Consider the following 15,294-nt stretch of genomic DNA (forward strand, 5'->3'; position numbering starts at 1 on the left):
GGGAGAACGTGCGGGGAAGTACGGCTGCGGTCGAGGAGACCCGCACCGGCGGCCTCGGCATCCGGTGCGAGGGGGTCGTCCACCTCTACAAGACGTTCGGCGGTCACGACGTCGTCGCCCTGCGCGGCGTCGACCTGACGATCCGCCCCGGCGAGCGCGTCGCCTTCCTCGGCCCGAGCGGCTCGGGCAAGTCGACCCTCCTCGCGCTCCTCGGCGGCATCCAGCGCCCCAGCGCCGGCAGGATCTTCCTCGGCGACGAGGAGGTCTCGCGGATGGGGGAGCGCTACCTCGCCCGGATCCGCTCGCGCCAGGTCTCGACGATGCTCCAGGGCGCGACGCGCAACCTGCTGCCCTACGCCACCGCGCGCCAGAACATCGCCTTCGCCCGCCTCTCGCTGTCCGGCAGCGACCGCGACGACGCGCTGGTCGACGTCGAGCTGCTCGACCGCGTCGGTCTCGTCGACCAGGCCGACCAGGTCGTCTCGACGATGTCGGGCGGCCAGCGCCAGCGGCTCGCCCTCGCCTGCGCCGTCTCGACCGCACCGCGGCTGCTGCTCGCGGACGAGCCGACCAGCCAGCTCAGCCACGCCGACCGCGACCACGTGCTCCACCTGATCCACTCGCTCGGCGACGACTTCGGCACCACGATCGTGGTGGTCACGCACCAGCCCGAGGTCGCCGCCACGTTCCCGCGCACGGTCACGATGAAGGGCGGCCGCGTCGGGGCCGAGGGGCACGGCGGCTCGGAGTACGCCGTCGTGGGCGAGGACGGCGTCCTCCACCTGCCCGGCCACATCGCCGCCGAGTGGCCCCCCGGGACGCTCGTGCGCTTCGAGGACGACGAGCAGGGTCGGATCATCGTGACCCGCGCGAGCAGCGAGGGGGCCGCGTCGTGACCCTCGGCGGCTTCAGCGGGCGCGACGCGGTCGGCGGCCTCGCGCTCGAGTCGATCACGTACGTCGCCGGGCGCACGCTGCTCGACGACGTGAGCGTGACCTTCCCGGCCGGCAAGGTGACCGCGCTGTCCGGACCGAGCGGGTCCGGCAAGACCACCCTGCTGTCGATCGCCGGCGGTCTGCTCCAGGCGACGTCCGGCACCGCCGAGCTGGCTGGTCAGGACATGTGGACCGGCAGCGGCGACCCGCGGCCCGAGGTGGCCTTCATCCTCCAGGTCTACGGCCTGGTCCCGATCCTGTCCGCGCGCGAGAACGTCTCGATCGCGCTGCGCGCCCGGGGCACCGCTCCCGCCGACGCCGACGAGGCGGCGGAGGCCGCGCTCGCCCGCTTCGGCATCGCCGACCTCGGCGAGCGCCAGGTCGAGGAGCTGTCCGGAGGCCAGATGCAGCGCGTGGCCTGCGCCCGTGGCTTCGTGGTGGGCGCCGACGTCCTGCTCGCCGACGAGCCCACGTCCGAGCTCGACGAGGGCAACCGCGGTGTCGTGCTGGGCGAGCTGCGCGAGGAGGCCGCCCGCGGCGCCATCGTGGTCGTCGCGACCCACGACCCTGCCGTCGTCGAGGCCTGCGACCTCCACGTCGCGCTCGACGAGGGCCGGGTCGTCAGATGAGCCGTGTCCTCCGGGGCGCGTGGAGTCGTCGCGGTGCGCTGACGACGCTCGTGCTGATGGCGCTGGTGGTCGTCGCGGGGGCGGTCACGGTGCTGCAGTTCGCGGAGGCGGCCCGTACGTCGCGCTGGCTGACAGCGCCGCTGCTGCTGCTGGGCGCGGTCGCCGTACCCAGCATCGGGGCCGAGCTCGCGGTGGCCCGCCGCGAGGAGATCGGCCTCGCCCGGCTCCGCGGCATCCACGGGGTCCGCCTGTGGCGCTTCCTCCTCGTCGAGCCCCTGCTCGCGATCGTCGTCGGCACGCTGCTCGGCCTGGCAGTGGGCGCGGTCGGCACGGTCCTGGCGACCGGGACCTGGCTAGGCGAGGCCGCCCCCCCGCTCCAGCAGCCCGCGCTCCTCGCCGCGGCCGCCATCGCCGGCGCGGCGCTCGTCATCGTCGGCCTCTCCGCCGCCGCCGCGCTCCGCGAGCCGCTCGCGGTCCAGGTCTCCACCCGTCGCCGACCCCGCCGAGCCACCACCCTCGCGATCTTCCTCAGCGTCCTGGTGCTCGTCGGCGCCGGCGTCGCCGCCTACCGCAGCAGGTCGTCCGACGGCGACCCCGACGTGGTCGTCCTGCTCGGGCCGGCGCTGGTCGGGCTCGCGCTCGGCCAGGTCGCGATCTGGCTCGTCCGGATCGCGGCCCGCGGTCTGACCCCGGTGACGGAGCGCCGCGGCATGGGGGCGTTCCTCGCCGCGCGCCGCCTCGCCCGGGCCGACGACCTGGTCACCCCCGTACGGCTCGTGGTGGCCGCCGCCGTGGTCGGCGCGCTCGCCCTGAGCGGCGCCGTCAGCGTGAGCCGGTGGACCGACGAGCAGGCCGGCGTCGAGGTGCCGGGAGCCCGCACGATCGAGGCCACGGACGTCGGCGCCATGGGCGCGGTCGACCTCACCGAGCGGGTCGACCCGGAGGGCGACCACCTGATCGCCACCGCGATCGTCCGCAACGAGGCGCGCCTCGCCGAGCGTCGCGCCTACGTCGACGCCGGCCGCTGGGACGACGTCGTCGGCGGCTTCTACGACGGCACGCCGGCGCGGGCCGCGTCCGACGCGATCGACCGCCTCGCCACCGGCGCCGTACCGCTCCAGGTGACGGGCGACCGGCTCAGCGTCGCGGCGACCGCGACGACGCTGCCCCCGCCCCAGGCGTTCACCGATCCCGACGGCACCCCGCTGGGCCCACCCCAGGCGAGCCGGCTCGTGGTGCGGCTGTCCTACGTCAGCACCGGCAACGTGTCGGGCACAGCGACGGCCACGGTCGGGTTCGCCCGCCGGGGCGTCCGGGTCGAGAAGTCGGTCCGGCTGCGGGACTGCGCGGACGGGTGCCTGGTCACCGGGCTCGAGGTGTCGCGCGACCTGAGCGGCGTCTACTCGCTCGACCCGTTCCACGTGCGGGTCGGGTCCATCTCCGTCGGCGACACCAACCTGGCGCGATCCACGTGGTTGCCCGACCCCTCCTCGGTGGCGGCGGCGCTCGGGGACCGGTTCCTCCCGCCGGACACGATCGACCGGATGCTGCTGGTCAACCTGCCCGACGCGCTCGAGCTCTCGCTCCTGCCCAACTCCGCGCTCCGCCTGATCAACGAGTCGCGCAACGCCCCGGTGCCCGTGATCGTCGCGGACGAGGAGGTGGCGCAGGCACTCGACCTCGGTGGTGACGAGCGCGCGACCGACGTCCTGGGCGTCGCACGGACGATGCCCCTCCTCGGCAGCATCGGCGTCCTGTCGGACCTCCCGACCTCGGGGGTCGGGTCCGACCCGACCGTCCCGGCCGCGGAGGTGCAGATCGTCGCCGCCGCCGGCACGCCGGAGGCCATGCTCGACCAGGTCGCGGAGGCGACCGGTACGTCGTGGCGGACGTCCGGCACGGTCCGCGACCGGCTCGGCGACACGCACGGCGGCTCCCAGGCCGTGGCGTACGCCCTCACGGCGCTCGCCTGCGCCCTGGTCGCCCTCCTCGCCCTCGGCGCCGGAGTCGCGCGCCACCTGCGCGACTACCGCCGTGACGTGGCCTCGCTGCGGGTGCTCGGGATCTCGGTCGGCACCGCCCGCCGGGCCGGCCGCGCCGAGCTCGTCGCGCTGACGTTGCTGGTGCTGGGCGCCGTCGTCGCCGGCGGCTGGCTCGCCGTGACGCTGCTGCTCGCCGGCCTCCCGCTGATCGCGCTGCCCGTCGCCGCCATCCCGCTCGACACCTCGCCCGGGCTGGTCCCGCTGGTCGTCCCCGCGGTCCTCGCGGCCGCCGCGGTCGTGCTCGTCGGCGGTCGCGCGCGCGCCGTACGCGCCTCGACCACCCGGCCGAGCCTGCTGCGCGAGGAGGAGACCAGGTGATCCAGCTGCTGGGGGCCATCGTCCGTGGCCTGCGCGCCCGTGCCCTCCTCTCCGCCGGCTCCGTGCTGCTGACAGTGCTCGCGATCGGCTCCGCGGTCCTCGGCCCGGTCTTCTCCGAGGCGGTCACGAACTCCTACGTCGTCACGCGCCTGCAGGAGACGTCGCCCGGCCTCACCGGCCTCAGCCGCCTCTTCACCCCGGACGACGGGTCCTCGATCGACGAGGCGGAGCAGGACGCCGTCGCGGCGGCCGACGACCTCAACCGGGGGCCTTGGGGACCGTCCGTCACGACCGTGCAGTCGGAGCGGTTCAGCGCGCTGCGCGGCGTCGTCACCTTCTGGGCCCGCGACGGTGCGTGCGACGTCCTCGAGGTCCAGGGGCGCTGCCCGCGCAAGGAGGGCGAGGTCCTCATGCTCGCCGCCGACGCGGAGGCCAACGGTGCCGAGCTCGGCAAGCCGCTCCCGCTCGACATCTTCGAGCCCGGTGGCGTGAAGGCCCTGGGCCTGCCGCGGCCGCCGATCGACGACGTCGTCGTGGTGGGGACCTACACGACCCCGGAGACCGCGACGAGCTGGCTCATCCCGGGCCGGCTCACCCGGACCAACGAGCAGACGACCATCAACGGCGGCTACACGCCGTACCAGCCAGGGCCGCTCATCACGACCCCCGGGACCATCGCGGCGCTCGGCTCGTGGAACGTCATCGTCGACACCCAGCTCGACATCCGTCCCGACCTCACCCCGGCCGAGCTCGACGCCGCCGCGACCGCGGCCGCGGCGCTGGCGTCGGACACCGACCTCGAGGTCGAGGGGGGCACCCTGCGCGACAACGGCACCAACTCCCTCGGTGACGTCGTCGCCGAGGTGCGCTTCCAGCAGTCCACGGCGCGCAGCTCGATCGCGCCGGCCGTGCTGTCGCTGGTCCTGGTGGCCCTCGCCCTGCTGATGCGGCTCCTCAACGCCGCCAGCGAGCTGCGCGTCCCGGAGCTCGCACTCGCCTCGCTCCGGGGAGTGACCGCCCGGCGGCTGTGGGGCCTCGGCCTCGCCGAGCCGTTGGTCATCCTGCTGGTCGCGACGCCCCTGGGCGTCGCCGCCGGCCTCGGCCTGTCCGTGGTGCTGGTCCGCAGCTGGCTGGTGCCGGGTCTGCCGGTCCCGCTCCCGTGGGCGAGCTGGGCCGCGTCCGCGCTCGTGCTGCTGGCGGCGTTCGCCGTCGCCTGCGTCGCCGTCGGGCTGGTGGTCCGGGAGTCGCTCGCCTCCCAGCTCAGCGGCGTACGACGTCCGGTGGCGGCGCGACGGTGGTCGGTCATCGCGCAGCTGACGCTCGTCGCCCTCGCCGTCGCGGTGCTCGGCAGCAAGCTGTCGGCGAGCGGCCCGGGCAAGCCCGACGCGACCGACCTGGTCCTCCCGGTGCTCCTTGCCGTCGTGGCCGGCCTCGCCGCGACGAAGCTGACCTCCGTCCTCGCCACGTGGTGGACGTCGCGGTCCCGCGGTCGCTCGCTGAGCGGGTTCGTGTCGTCGCGAGCGATCTCGAGGCGGCAGGAGGGCACCTTGGTCATCCTGCCGATCACCGCCGCCATCGCGGTCGCGGTCTTCGGCGTCGGCGTCTACGACTCGGCTGCGACCTGGCGCACGAGCGTCGCCGCCACCGTCTCTCCCGCGCCGACCACGTGGGACACCACGCTGACCCTCTCGGAGACCATCGCCCTCACCCGGCGCGTCGACCCCGACGGCCAGTGGGTGATGGCGGCCGCCAGCGCCGCCAACCCCGGCGCCAACTTCTCCATCGTCGACTCGAGCCGTCTCGCCCGCGTCTCCACGTGGCCCGAGACCTGGAGCCCCGGCCTCGACGTCGAGCAGGTGGTCCGGGAGATCAGCCCGGGCGGCGAGGTCCCCGAGGTGACGGGCACCAGGCTCTCCCTCACGGTCGACAACCGGGCCATGGAGGACGGGCTGGCGGTCGAGGTGCGGTTCGGCAGCCGCGGCGGCCGACCGCTGAAGGCCTACCTCGGCCCGTTCCCCGAGGGCGAGTCCACCAGGTCCACCCGGGTACCGTTCTGCAGGCAGGGCTGTCCGCTGGAGGGCATGACGCTCGGCGGCGGTGCCGGGACCAATGCCGCGATGTCCGGCACCCTGCGGGTCTCCGACATCGAGGTCGACGGCCAGCCCGTCCCGGGGGCCATCGACGGAGCCGCCTGGACGCCCACCCCCGACCCGGCGGTGCGCTCGTCGATCACCGACATGGGCGAGTCCGAGGGAGCGCTCGACCTGGACGTCGACACCGGCGACTCGGTCGGCATGGCACGCATCACCGCGGGCGGCATCACCCGCGACCGGCCGGCACTGGCCGGCCCGGGCGTCCAGCAGCGAGCGCTCGCCAAGCTCGACGAGGGCTACGGCCTGGTGCCGGTGAAGCCGGTCGGCGAGATCGAGGGCATGCCCTTCACCGGCCCGTCCGGCGTGCTCGTCGACTACTCCTCCTTCATCACCGACCACCCGGTCTACGACAACCTCGTCACCGTCCACGTCCTCGAGCGCGACGGCACGCCGAAGGCGATCACCGACGCGCTCTCCGAGGCCGGGCTCACCGTCGGCACGACGCTCTCCCGGGAGCGGCAGGTCCTCGACCAGAGCGCGTACGCCCTCGCCCTGCGGCTGTACGGCGTCGTCGCGGCGCTCGTCCTGCTGATGGCCCTGGCCGGGCTGTTCGTCAGCGCGGCCGTGCAGCTGCCGGCCCGGCGCCGCGACGCCGCGGCGCTCCGCGTGGTCGGCGTACCCCGCTCCGCGGTGATGATCGCCGTCGTGCGTGAGCTCGCGGTCGTCCTCGGCAGTGCCGCGCTCGCGGGGATCCTCGCCGGCTCGCTCGCCCAGTGGGTGGTGCTGCGCACCATCACCCTGGGCTATGCCGACGACCCGACCACACCGGCGCTCGTGGCCGCCATCTCACCGCTCCGCCTCGTGGTGCTCGCGCTCCTCGCGGCCGCCGTGTTCGGCACCGTCGCGCTCGTCAGTGCGTCGATGACGGTCCGGGGGGCGCGGGGCGCCACCCTGCGCGAGAACGCCCGCTGACCCCCTGAAGTGATCCCCGGCTGACCGGGATCACTGACGTTGTCGGCCGTTGCAACGCCTGACAACCGTAGGGAGAGCCTGACAAGTCAGGGGCAACAGGCGTCGAAGCGGAAGCCGACACCACGGATCGTGCGGATCCACTGGTTCTCGGGTGACGCCTCGCGCAGCTTGCGGCGCAGGTTGGCCAGGTGTACGTCGACCACGTGGGTGCTGTCGGGCACGAAGTCGGTGGCCCACACGGCCCGGAGCAGGTCCTGCCGGCCGACGACGACGCCGGGGTTGTTCATGAGGTGGGCGAGCAGGTCGAACTCGGTGCGCGTCAGCTCGATCTCCGCGCCGTCGACACGGACCTCGCGCGCGCGCTCGTCGACGAGCAGGTCGTCGCACCCGATCAGTCCCTCGGGGCCGTCGAAGGGGCGCGAGTCCTGGACCGCCTCCGGCACCCCGTTCGGGGCCGGCGTCGCGTCGGGCGTCACCAGGTCGCTGATGCGCGGTCGGCGGAACAGCGCGGCCACGCGGGCCTGGAGCTCGCGCATCGAGAACGGCTTGACCAGGTAGTCGTCGGCGCCGACCTCGAGCCCGATCAGCCGGTCGAGCTCCGCCGAGCGGCCACTGACGACGATGACGTAGCAGTCGCTGACCAGACGCACCTGCCGGCAGACCTCGACGCCGTCGATGTCGGGCAGGGTCAGGTCGAGCGTCACCAGGTCGGGGCGCTCGTCGCGGATCATCGCGAGCGCGTCAGCACCGTTGCCCGCGACCGAGACGTCGAAGCCAGCCTTGAGCAGCAGCCCGGAGATGGCGTCGCCGACGTCGCGGTCGTCCTCGACCACGACTGCCGTGCGTCGGTTGTCCATGTGTCATCCCCCCGGATGAAGAGCGTAGGGGGCACGTGGTCGCGCCCCGGAAGCGCGGGTGCACGCAGCGCACACAGCCGAGCCACTCCCGATGCTAGGGGGAGTGGCCCGGCTCGTGTTCGTTTTCCGTCCCTCGGGAGGAACGCCGTCCGGAGTCAGAAGTCGAGCCCGCGGGCCCAGTCCTCCGAGTCGATCCGCGCGACGAGGTAGGGGCCGCCGCCGGCGCGGCGCTCCTGCGGCTGGTCCTCGCGGTCCATCCGGTAGCCGATGCCGCGGATGGTGTGGATCCAGGTGGCGTCGGAGTGCCGACGGAGCTTGCCGCGCAGGTTGGCCACGTGGACGTCCACCAGGTGGTGGTCGTGGGTGAGCGCGCTGCTCCAGATGGACAGCACCATCTCCTCGCGGGTGCAGACCCGCGACAGGTGCGTGGCGAGGTACTCCAGGACGTCGTACTCGATGCGGGTCAGCTCGACGATTGTGCCGTCGATCTGGACCTCGCGCCGCGCCGAGTTGATGACCAGGCCGGCACCACAGTTGATCGTGGTCGGCTCGTCGGCGGGCTGCGACGGGCTCGGCACGTGCGGCGCCGCTGCTTCCTCGCCACCCATCGCCGAGCGCGGCCGGCGGAAGAGCGCGGCCACCCGGGCGCGCAGCTCACGCGGCGAGAACGGCTTGAGGACGAAGTCGTCCGCGCCGACCTCGAGGCCGATCAGCTTGTCCACCTCGTCGGACCGCGCCGACACGATCACGATGTAGCAGTCGCTGGTCTCCCGGATGCGGCGGCACACCTCGATGCCGTCCATGTGCGGCAGGGTCAGGTCGAGCGTGACCAGGTCCGGTGGATCGGCTGCCGCCACGTCCACTGCTGCCCGTCCGTCGCGCGCCGAGGTCACGCGGAAACCCGCGCCCTCCAGTGTCTCCACCAGCGCCGAGGAAATGTCCGGGTCGTCTTCGACGACCAATGCATGAAGATCTTGCACGTGGAACCCCCACAAATGAGCCGAAAACAGGGACCCCACGTCCCTGCCGTGGCGCCGCCCGATCCGGCGTCGGTCGATGGTAAGGCCAAGAACGACCGAAAAAGGGCGTTGTTTCTCAAGGCGAGTCTCAGGTCTAGACCACCTCGATTGAAGGAAACTTTGGCGGTAAGGGGCTCAGACTGCGTTTTCCGTGGTGGGTTCGAGATCCAGGGCACGATTGACCCAGACACTCTCTGCGACCATTCCCACCCGTTCGTACAAGGGGAGTGCTCCCGTCCGCGAGTCGGTGCTCAGCTCGGCGGTGGTGGTGCCGTGCTCGCGGGCCCGGGCGAACGAGTCCACCAGCAGCGCCTGGGCGATCCCGCGGTTGCGCTGGTCCCGGCGTACGGCGAGCCGGTCGACGTAGCCGGTCGAGCCGTTGTCCGAGACGAGGACCAGCGAGACGCCGACGACCGAACCGTCCGGGTCGACCGCGACGCGCAGGTTCCACGGCTCGAAGCCGGGACGGCCGGTCGTGGCGGCCTCGAAGTCCTCGAACGGCTCGCGGTCGCGGACTGACCACTCGAGGAACGCGTCCTCCAGCACGTCGTGCACCGAGCGCAGCTCGCCGGGCTCGGCGGTGCGGATCGTGTAGCCCTCCGGCAGGTCGCGCTCGGGGATCGAGGCGCCCTCGGGCAGCTTGAGCACCCAGCTGGTCCACCGCACCCGGAACCCGAGGGCCTCGAGCAGCCGGTCCGCGGGCGATCCCTGCGGCACGGGCATCCCGATCACCGGCGAGCCCAGGCGACGGCCGAGGTCGGCCAGCCAGTGGGCGAGCCAGGTGCCGATGCCGCGCCCGCGGTGGGAGGGCAGCACGGAGGTGTCCGCGCGGTCGACGCCCATCAGCTCGGCGTACGCCACCAGGGTGTCACCGTCCCAGACGCCGATCGACCGGGCGCCGAGGTCGTGACTGGGCCTGGCCCAGTCGCTGACGATGTCGGCCTCCTCGATCGCGACCTCGCCGATGTCCTGCTGCTCCTGGGCGGCCATCAGGACGAAGACGTCGTGGGCGTCGGACTTCTGGAGCGGCCGGGTGCTGAGGCCGTCGGGGAGCTGCGGGGTCCGGGGTGGCGTCGGGCTGGGCATGCGGAGGAGTGTGCTTGCTCACGCGGTGGCCTGTCCTGCAGTTTTCGGCGCTCGCGGAATGTCGCCCTGCGCCGCCAAGCCCTACCGTTGTCGGGTGAGTGACGAGCACCAGGACCACCCCGATCAGTCCGGGCCCCAGCAGACCTTCGCCGACCTCGGCCTCGCGCCCGAGGTGCTGAAGGGACTCGCGGCCGTGGGCTACGAGACGCCGTCGCAGATCCAGGCCCTGACCATCCCGCCGCTCCTCGCGGGCCGGCACGTGGTCGGGCTCGCCCAGACCGGCACCGGCAAGACCGCCGCCTTCGCGCTGCCGATCCTCTCGCAGCTGGACCTGTCCCAGAAGACCCCGCAGGCGCTCGTCCTCGCCCCCACCCGCGAGCTGGCGATCCAGGTCTCGGAGGCCTTCGAGAAGTACGCCGCCCACATGAAGGGCGTGCACGTCCTGCCGATCTACGGCGGCCAGGGCTACGGCGTCCAGCTGTCCGCGCTGCGTCGCGGCGTGCACGTCGTCGTCGGGACGCCCGGCCGGATCATGGACCACCTCGAGAAGGGCACGCTCGACCTCACCGAGCTGCGGTTCCTCGTCCTGGACGAGGCCGACGAGATGCTCAACATGGGCTTCGCCGAGGACGTCGAGACGATCCTCGCCGACACCCCGGACGACAAGCACGTCGCGCTCTTCTCCGCGACCATGCCGCAGCAGATCCGCCGGATGTCGAAGAAGTACCTCGAGGACCCGGTCGAGATCACGGTCAAGAACAAGACGACGACCTCGGCCAACATCACCCAGCGCTACCTCATCGTGTCCTACCCGCAGAAGGTGGACGCCCTCACCCGGATCCTCGAGGTGGAGAACTTCGAGGGGATGATCGTCTTCGTCCGCACGAAGAACGAGACCGAGACGCTCGCCGAGAAGCTGCGGGCCCGCGGCTACAGCGCGATGGCGATCAACGGCGACGTCGCGCAGGTGCAGCGCGAGCGCACGGTCAACCAGCTCAAGGCCGGCAAGCTCGACATCCTCGTCGCCACCGACGTCGCCGCACGCGGCCTCGACGTCGAGCGGATCAGCCACGTCGTCAACTACGACATCCCGACCGACACCGAGTCGTACGTCCACCGCATCGGCCGCACGGGTCGTGCGGGGCGCAGCGGCGACTCGATCGCGTTCGTCACGCCGCGCGAGCGGCACCTGCTGCGCGCCATCGAGAAGGCGACGCGGCAGCCACTGACGCAGATGCAGCTGCCGAGCGTGGACGACGTCAACGCCACGCGGCTCTCGCGCTTCGACGACCAGATCACCCAGGCGCTCGCGCAGCCCGAGCGCATCGACTTCTTCCGTGACGTCGTCTCCCACTACGTGAGCCACCACGACGTGGCGGAGGTCGACGTCGCCGCCGCCCTGGCCGCGGTGATGCACGGCGAGCAGCCGCTGCTGCTCGAGCCCGAGCCCGAGCCACGGGCGCGGTCGTTCGAGGAGCGCTCGAGCCACGGCGGCAAGGCCGACCGGCCCAGGTCGGGTGGCCCGCGGGAGTCGCGCAGCGGCCAGCCGATGGCGGCGTACCGCCTCGAGGTCGGCAAGCGTCACAAGGTCGAGCCGCGGCAGATCGTCGGCGCGCTGGCCAACGAGGGCGGCCTGTCGCGTGGCGACTTCGGCCACATCTCGATCAAGCCCGACTTCTCGATCGTCGAGCTCCCCGCCCAGCTGCCGCCCGGCACGCTCGAGCGCCTCGCTGGCACCCGGATCTCCGGCAAGCTCATCGAGATCTCGCCGGACAAGGGTCCGTACCGCGGCCGCCCCGGCGGCGGCCACCGCAAGGGCGGCGGCTACCAGGGCAAGAACCCCCGCTAGCAACTACACCTGACCGGGCACCTCCTGCCCGTCCGACGCGGTGAGCGGGCACTTCCTTCCCGTCCCGCACATGTCGATCGCCCCCTCCCGCAAGCGCGGAAGGGGGCGATGTCGCGTGACGGGCAGGAAGTGCCCGGTGGGCGGCCGTGACGGGCAGGAAGTGCCCGGTCAGGTCGCCGGCAGGTCAGGCGCTCTTGATGGCCGAGATGTCGAACTCGAGCTTGATCTTCTCGGAGACGAGGACGCCACCGGTCTCGAGGGCGGCGTTCCAGGTCAGGCCCCAGTCCTTGCGGTTGACGGTGGTCTCGCCCTCGAAGCCCACGCGGACGTTGCCGAACGGGTCCTGGGCCGAGCCGGTCTGCTCGAACGGGATGGTGACGGACTTGGTCACGTCCTTGATGGTGAGGTCGCCGGTGATGGCCCACTCGGCACCGTCGCGCTTCACGTCGGTCGAGGTGAAGGTGATCGTCGGGTAGGTCTCGGCGTCGAAGAAGTCGGCCGACTTGAGGTGACCGTCGCGGTCGGCGGTGCCGGTCTCGATGGAGGCGACGTCGATGGAGATGTCGACCTTGGAGCCGGCGGGGTTGGCCTCGTCGATGTGGGCGGTGCCGCTGAAGGCGTGGAACTGGCCGCGGACCTTGGTCACCATGGCGTGGCGGGCGACGAAGCCGAGGCGGCTGTGGGTGACGTCCAGGGTGTAGTCACCGGAGATGTCGTCGATGGCGGTGGTGGGGGCGTCGAACGAGGTGGACATGGGGGCTCCTGCTGTGGTCGGTTGGTAGAACTTTCAACCAGACCAACGGACCGCAGTCCGGATCCATTCCCCGGCGATGCAAGGAATTTTCTTCCACGCCGGACGTGCAACGAGCCACGCCCCGGTGGGGCGTGGCTCGTGATCCGGGTGGCCGGCGCTCAGGCGGCCTGGCTCGGGGCGGCGGCGACGCTCGTCCAGCGTGCCTCCATGCGGGTGCGACCCGACGCATCCGTGACCGAGACCCAGGTGCAGACCGGAGCTCCGGTCGTCGACTGCTTGCTCATGTGACACCTCCCGTTCACCTGTTGTTCACCCAAGGTACCACGCCCCCACTGCTGCACATCCATTTCGCTCAGAACTCGTGAGACTTCCCCACCCTCGCACCACGCAACGGGGGGCGGCGGGGTCCCTGCCCCACTTGCGGCCGGTGGGGCGGCTACGCCCGGAGCGGAAGCGCTGTCCGAGACTGGCGATCTGCCCGATTTCGGGCAGGAAGTTGCTGATGGGGATGCCGCAGCGCACGATTCATCCGTGCCGGACCCCGCTCTCGTCTCCCACGTCGTCGCCACCACGTCGCTGACGCCGGGCGAGGCGGCCCGGGTGATCGACGACGTGATCGCCTTCCACGCCCAGCCGGTGGAGGACTACGTCCGGTCGCGGCACGCCCACCTCAAGACGTACGGCGCGAAGAACCCCGAGATCTTCGCGCGGATCGCCGAGGAGCTCGCCCAGCGCGTGGTCGCCGCACCCGCGCTGAGCGAGCGCCAGCTGCGCCGGATCGTCTACGGCTGAGACCTCGACAGGAGACAAGAACACATGTGTGGAATCGTCGGATACATCGGGAGGCAGGACGCCGCCCCGGTCGTCCTCGAAGGCCTGACGCGCCTCGAGCACCGCGGCTACGACTCGGCCGGCGTGGCCGTGCTCGGCGCGCGCGGGGTCAAGGTGGCCAAGCAGGCCGGTCGGGTGCGCGACCTCGAGGCCGCGCTGCCGAAGCGCTTCACTGGGACGACGGGCATCGGCCACACCCGCTGGGCCACCCACGGCCCGGCCACCGACGCCAACGCGCACCCGCACCGGGACGAGTCCGGTCGGGTCGCGGTGGTGCACAACGGGATCATCGACAACTCGGCCGCTCTCCGCGCCGAGCTGACCGAGGCCGGCGTGAGCCTCGCCAGCGACACCGACACCGAGGTGATCGCCCACCTCGTCGCGCGCAGCGACGCCGACACCCTCGAGGGCAAGGTGCGCGACGCGCTCGGCGCCGTCGTCGGGACCTACGGGCTCGCCGTGCTGCACGCCGACTTCCCCGACCGCATCGTGGTGGCGCGCAACGGCAGCCCGCTGGTCATCGGCGTCGGTGACAAGGAGATGTACGTCGCCTCCGACCTCGCCGCGATCGTGCGCCACACGACCACCGTGGCGATGCTCGACGACGGCGAGATGGCCACCGTGACGGCGGCCGGCTTCAGCACGATGCGCCACCGCGACCTCGCCTCGACCGGCAAGACCGCCAGCGTGGTCGACGTCGACGCGGCGTCGTACGAGGCCGGCGAGCACGAGTCCTTCATGCGCAAGGAGATCCTCGAGCAGCCGACGACGGCGCAGGCCGTGCTGCGCGGGCGGCTCGACGAGCGGTTCGGCACGGCGCACCTCGGCGGCCTCGACATGGACGCCCGTGACCTGCGCGCGGTGCGGCGGGTGAAGATCCTGGGCTGCGGCTCGGCCTACTACGTCGGCCAGATGGGTGCCGCGCTGATCGAGGAGCTCGCCCGCATCCCGGCCGACGCCGAGGCCGCGAGCGAGTTCCGCTACCGCGACCCCGTGATCGAGCCGGACACGCTCTACGTCGCGGTCAGCCAGTCCGGCGAGACCATCGACACCCTGCTCGCCGTCCAGGAGGTACGCCGCAAGGGCGGGCGCTGCGTGGGACTGGTCAACGTGGTGGGCTCGGCGATCGCACGCGAGTGCGACGGCGGCATCTACCTGCACGCCGGTCCCGAGGTGGCGGTCGCCAGCACCAAGGCGCTGACCAACATGTTCCTCGGGTTCGCGCTGCTCGCGCTCCAGCTCGGCCGCACCCGCGACCTGTCGATCGCCGACGGCAAGCGGCTGGTCGCCGGCCTCGAGCGGCTGCCCGGCCAGATCGAGGAGGTCCTCGCCGGGGAGGCCGACCTCGTCGAGGTCGCGCGCGAGCTGGCCGAGGCGCGGAGCCTGTTCTTCATCGGTCGCGTCCGGGGGTTCCCCGTCGCACGCGAGGGCGCGCAGAAGTTCAAGGAGATCAGCTACCGGCACGCCGAGGCCTACCAGACCTCCGAGCTCAAGCACGGCCCGCTCGCGCTGATCGACCCCGAGGTGCCGACAGTGGCGCTGGTGCCGCGCGACGAGCTCACCGAGCGCAACATCGGTGCGTTGCACGAGATCGACGCTCGCCAAGGACCGCTGGTGGTCATCACCCACGAGGAGGTCGACCTCGGCGAGGTCCGCGCCCGCCGCATCGTCGTACCGCGCAACGAGCCGGAGCTCGATCCCATCCTGCTGACGATCCCGCTCCAGCTGCTGGCCTACCACGCGGCCCAGCACCTCGGTCACGACATCGACAAGCCGCGCAACCTGGCGAAGTCCGTCACCGTCGAGTGAGTCATCCCGACATGGACTGGGCGCCCCTTGCCGCATGGGGTCGGCAAGGGGCGCGCCGTGGAGAACGATCCCACCAGCCCGACGTCCTGTCCGTGGATCG

12 protein-coding genes are annotated in these 15,294 nt (G+C 72.4%); 7 read left to right on the forward strand and 5 right to left on the reverse strand.

Annotation, left to right across the window (positions count from 1 at the left end):
- Window positions 1-8: 8 nt before the first annotated feature.
- Genes L2K70_RS13295 through L2K70_RS13310 form a run of 4 tightly spaced genes read left to right on the forward strand, consistent with a single transcriptional unit; the run spans window position 9 to window position 6,989 of the window.
- Window positions 9-896 carry an ABC transporter ATP-binding protein gene (locus L2K70_RS13295; protein WP_236402632.1) on the forward strand — a complete coding sequence of 296 codons (888 nt, stop codon included), beginning with the start codon at window positions 9-11 and terminating at the stop codon, window positions 894-896.
- Window positions 893-1,564, forward strand: a complete 672-nt coding sequence (locus L2K70_RS13300) for an ABC transporter ATP-binding protein (protein ID WP_236402633.1) — start codon at window positions 893-895, stop codon at window positions 1,562-1,564. Before L2K70_RS13295 ends, L2K70_RS13300 begins: the two co-directional genes overlap by 4 nt.
- Window positions 1,561-3,924 carry an FtsX-like permease family protein gene (locus L2K70_RS13305; RefSeq protein WP_236402634.1) on the forward strand — a complete coding sequence of 788 codons (2,364 nt, stop codon included), beginning with the start codon at window positions 1,561-1,563 and terminating at the stop codon, window positions 3,922-3,924. Before L2K70_RS13300 ends, L2K70_RS13305 begins: the two co-directional genes overlap by 4 nt.
- A complete protein-coding gene (locus L2K70_RS13310; RefSeq protein WP_236402635.1) occupies window positions 3,921-6,989 on the forward strand; it encodes an FtsX-like permease family protein in 3,069 nt (1,022 codons plus the stop codon). Before L2K70_RS13305 ends, L2K70_RS13310 begins: the two co-directional genes overlap by 4 nt.
- Window positions 6,990-7,075: 86 nt before the next feature.
- Here the strand turns inward: L2K70_RS13310 and L2K70_RS13315 are convergent, their stop codons facing one another.
- From L2K70_RS13315 to L2K70_RS13325, 3 genes are all read right to left on the reverse strand, one after another.
- Window positions 7,076-7,846: a response regulator transcription factor gene (locus tag L2K70_RS13315; RefSeq protein ID WP_236402636.1), complete on the reverse strand. Its 771-nt coding sequence runs from the start codon at window positions 7,844-7,846 to the stop codon at window positions 7,076-7,078.
- A 155-nt stretch (window positions 7,847-8,001) separates the two neighbouring features.
- Window positions 8,002-8,865, reverse strand: coding sequence for a response regulator transcription factor (locus L2K70_RS13320; RefSeq protein WP_308195810.1), 864 nt, complete (start codon window positions 8,863-8,865; stop codon window positions 8,002-8,004).
- 135 nt (window positions 8,866-9,000) lie between these two features.
- A complete protein-coding gene (locus tag L2K70_RS13325) occupies window positions 9,001-9,951 on the reverse strand; it encodes a GNAT family N-acetyltransferase (protein ID WP_236402638.1) in 951 nt (316 codons plus the stop codon).
- A 94-nt stretch (window positions 9,952-10,045) separates the two neighbouring features.
- Here L2K70_RS13325 and L2K70_RS13330 point away from each other — a divergent pair, with 94 nt between their 5' ends.
- The gene (locus tag L2K70_RS13330) at window positions 10,046-11,800 is read left to right on the forward strand and encodes a DEAD/DEAH box helicase (protein ID WP_236402639.1); all 1,755 of its coding nucleotides are present in this window, start codon (window positions 10,046-10,048) and stop codon (window positions 11,798-11,800) included.
- A gap of 184 nt (window positions 11,801-11,984) precedes the next feature.
- Here L2K70_RS13330 and L2K70_RS13335 read toward each other — a convergent pair whose 3' ends face one another.
- Together L2K70_RS13335 and L2K70_RS21225 are read right to left on the reverse strand one after the other, a co-directional pair.
- Window positions 11,985-12,554, reverse strand: a complete 570-nt coding sequence (locus L2K70_RS13335) for a YceI family protein (protein ID WP_236402640.1) — start codon at window positions 12,552-12,554, stop codon at window positions 11,985-11,987.
- Between the two features lie 158 nt (window positions 12,555-12,712).
- Window positions 12,713-12,838: a hypothetical protein gene (locus L2K70_RS21225; protein WP_268930501.1), complete on the reverse strand. Its 126-nt coding sequence runs from the start codon at window positions 12,836-12,838 to the stop codon at window positions 12,713-12,715.
- A gap of 247 nt (window positions 12,839-13,085) precedes the next feature.
- Here L2K70_RS21225 and L2K70_RS13340 point away from each other — a divergent pair, with 247 nt between their 5' ends.
- Together L2K70_RS13340 and glmS are read left to right on the forward strand one after the other, a co-directional pair.
- Window positions 13,086-13,346 (forward strand): hypothetical protein, encoded by a 261-nt coding sequence (locus L2K70_RS13340; protein ID WP_236402641.1) that lies wholly within the window; start codon window positions 13,086-13,088, stop codon window positions 13,344-13,346.
- 24 nt (window positions 13,347-13,370) lie between these two features.
- On the forward strand, window positions 13,371-15,194 hold the full coding sequence (glmS, locus tag L2K70_RS13345) for a glutamine--fructose-6-phosphate transaminase (isomerizing) (RefSeq protein ID WP_236402642.1): 1,824 nt from the start codon (window positions 13,371-13,373) through the stop codon (window positions 15,192-15,194).
- Window positions 15,195-15,294: the final 100 nt, after the last annotated feature.

This window comes from Nocardioides potassii (genome assembly GCF_021648885.1).
In the GTDB taxonomy this organism is placed as follows: domain Bacteria; phylum Actinomycetota; class Actinomycetes; order Propionibacteriales; family Nocardioidaceae; genus Nocardioides; species Nocardioides potassii.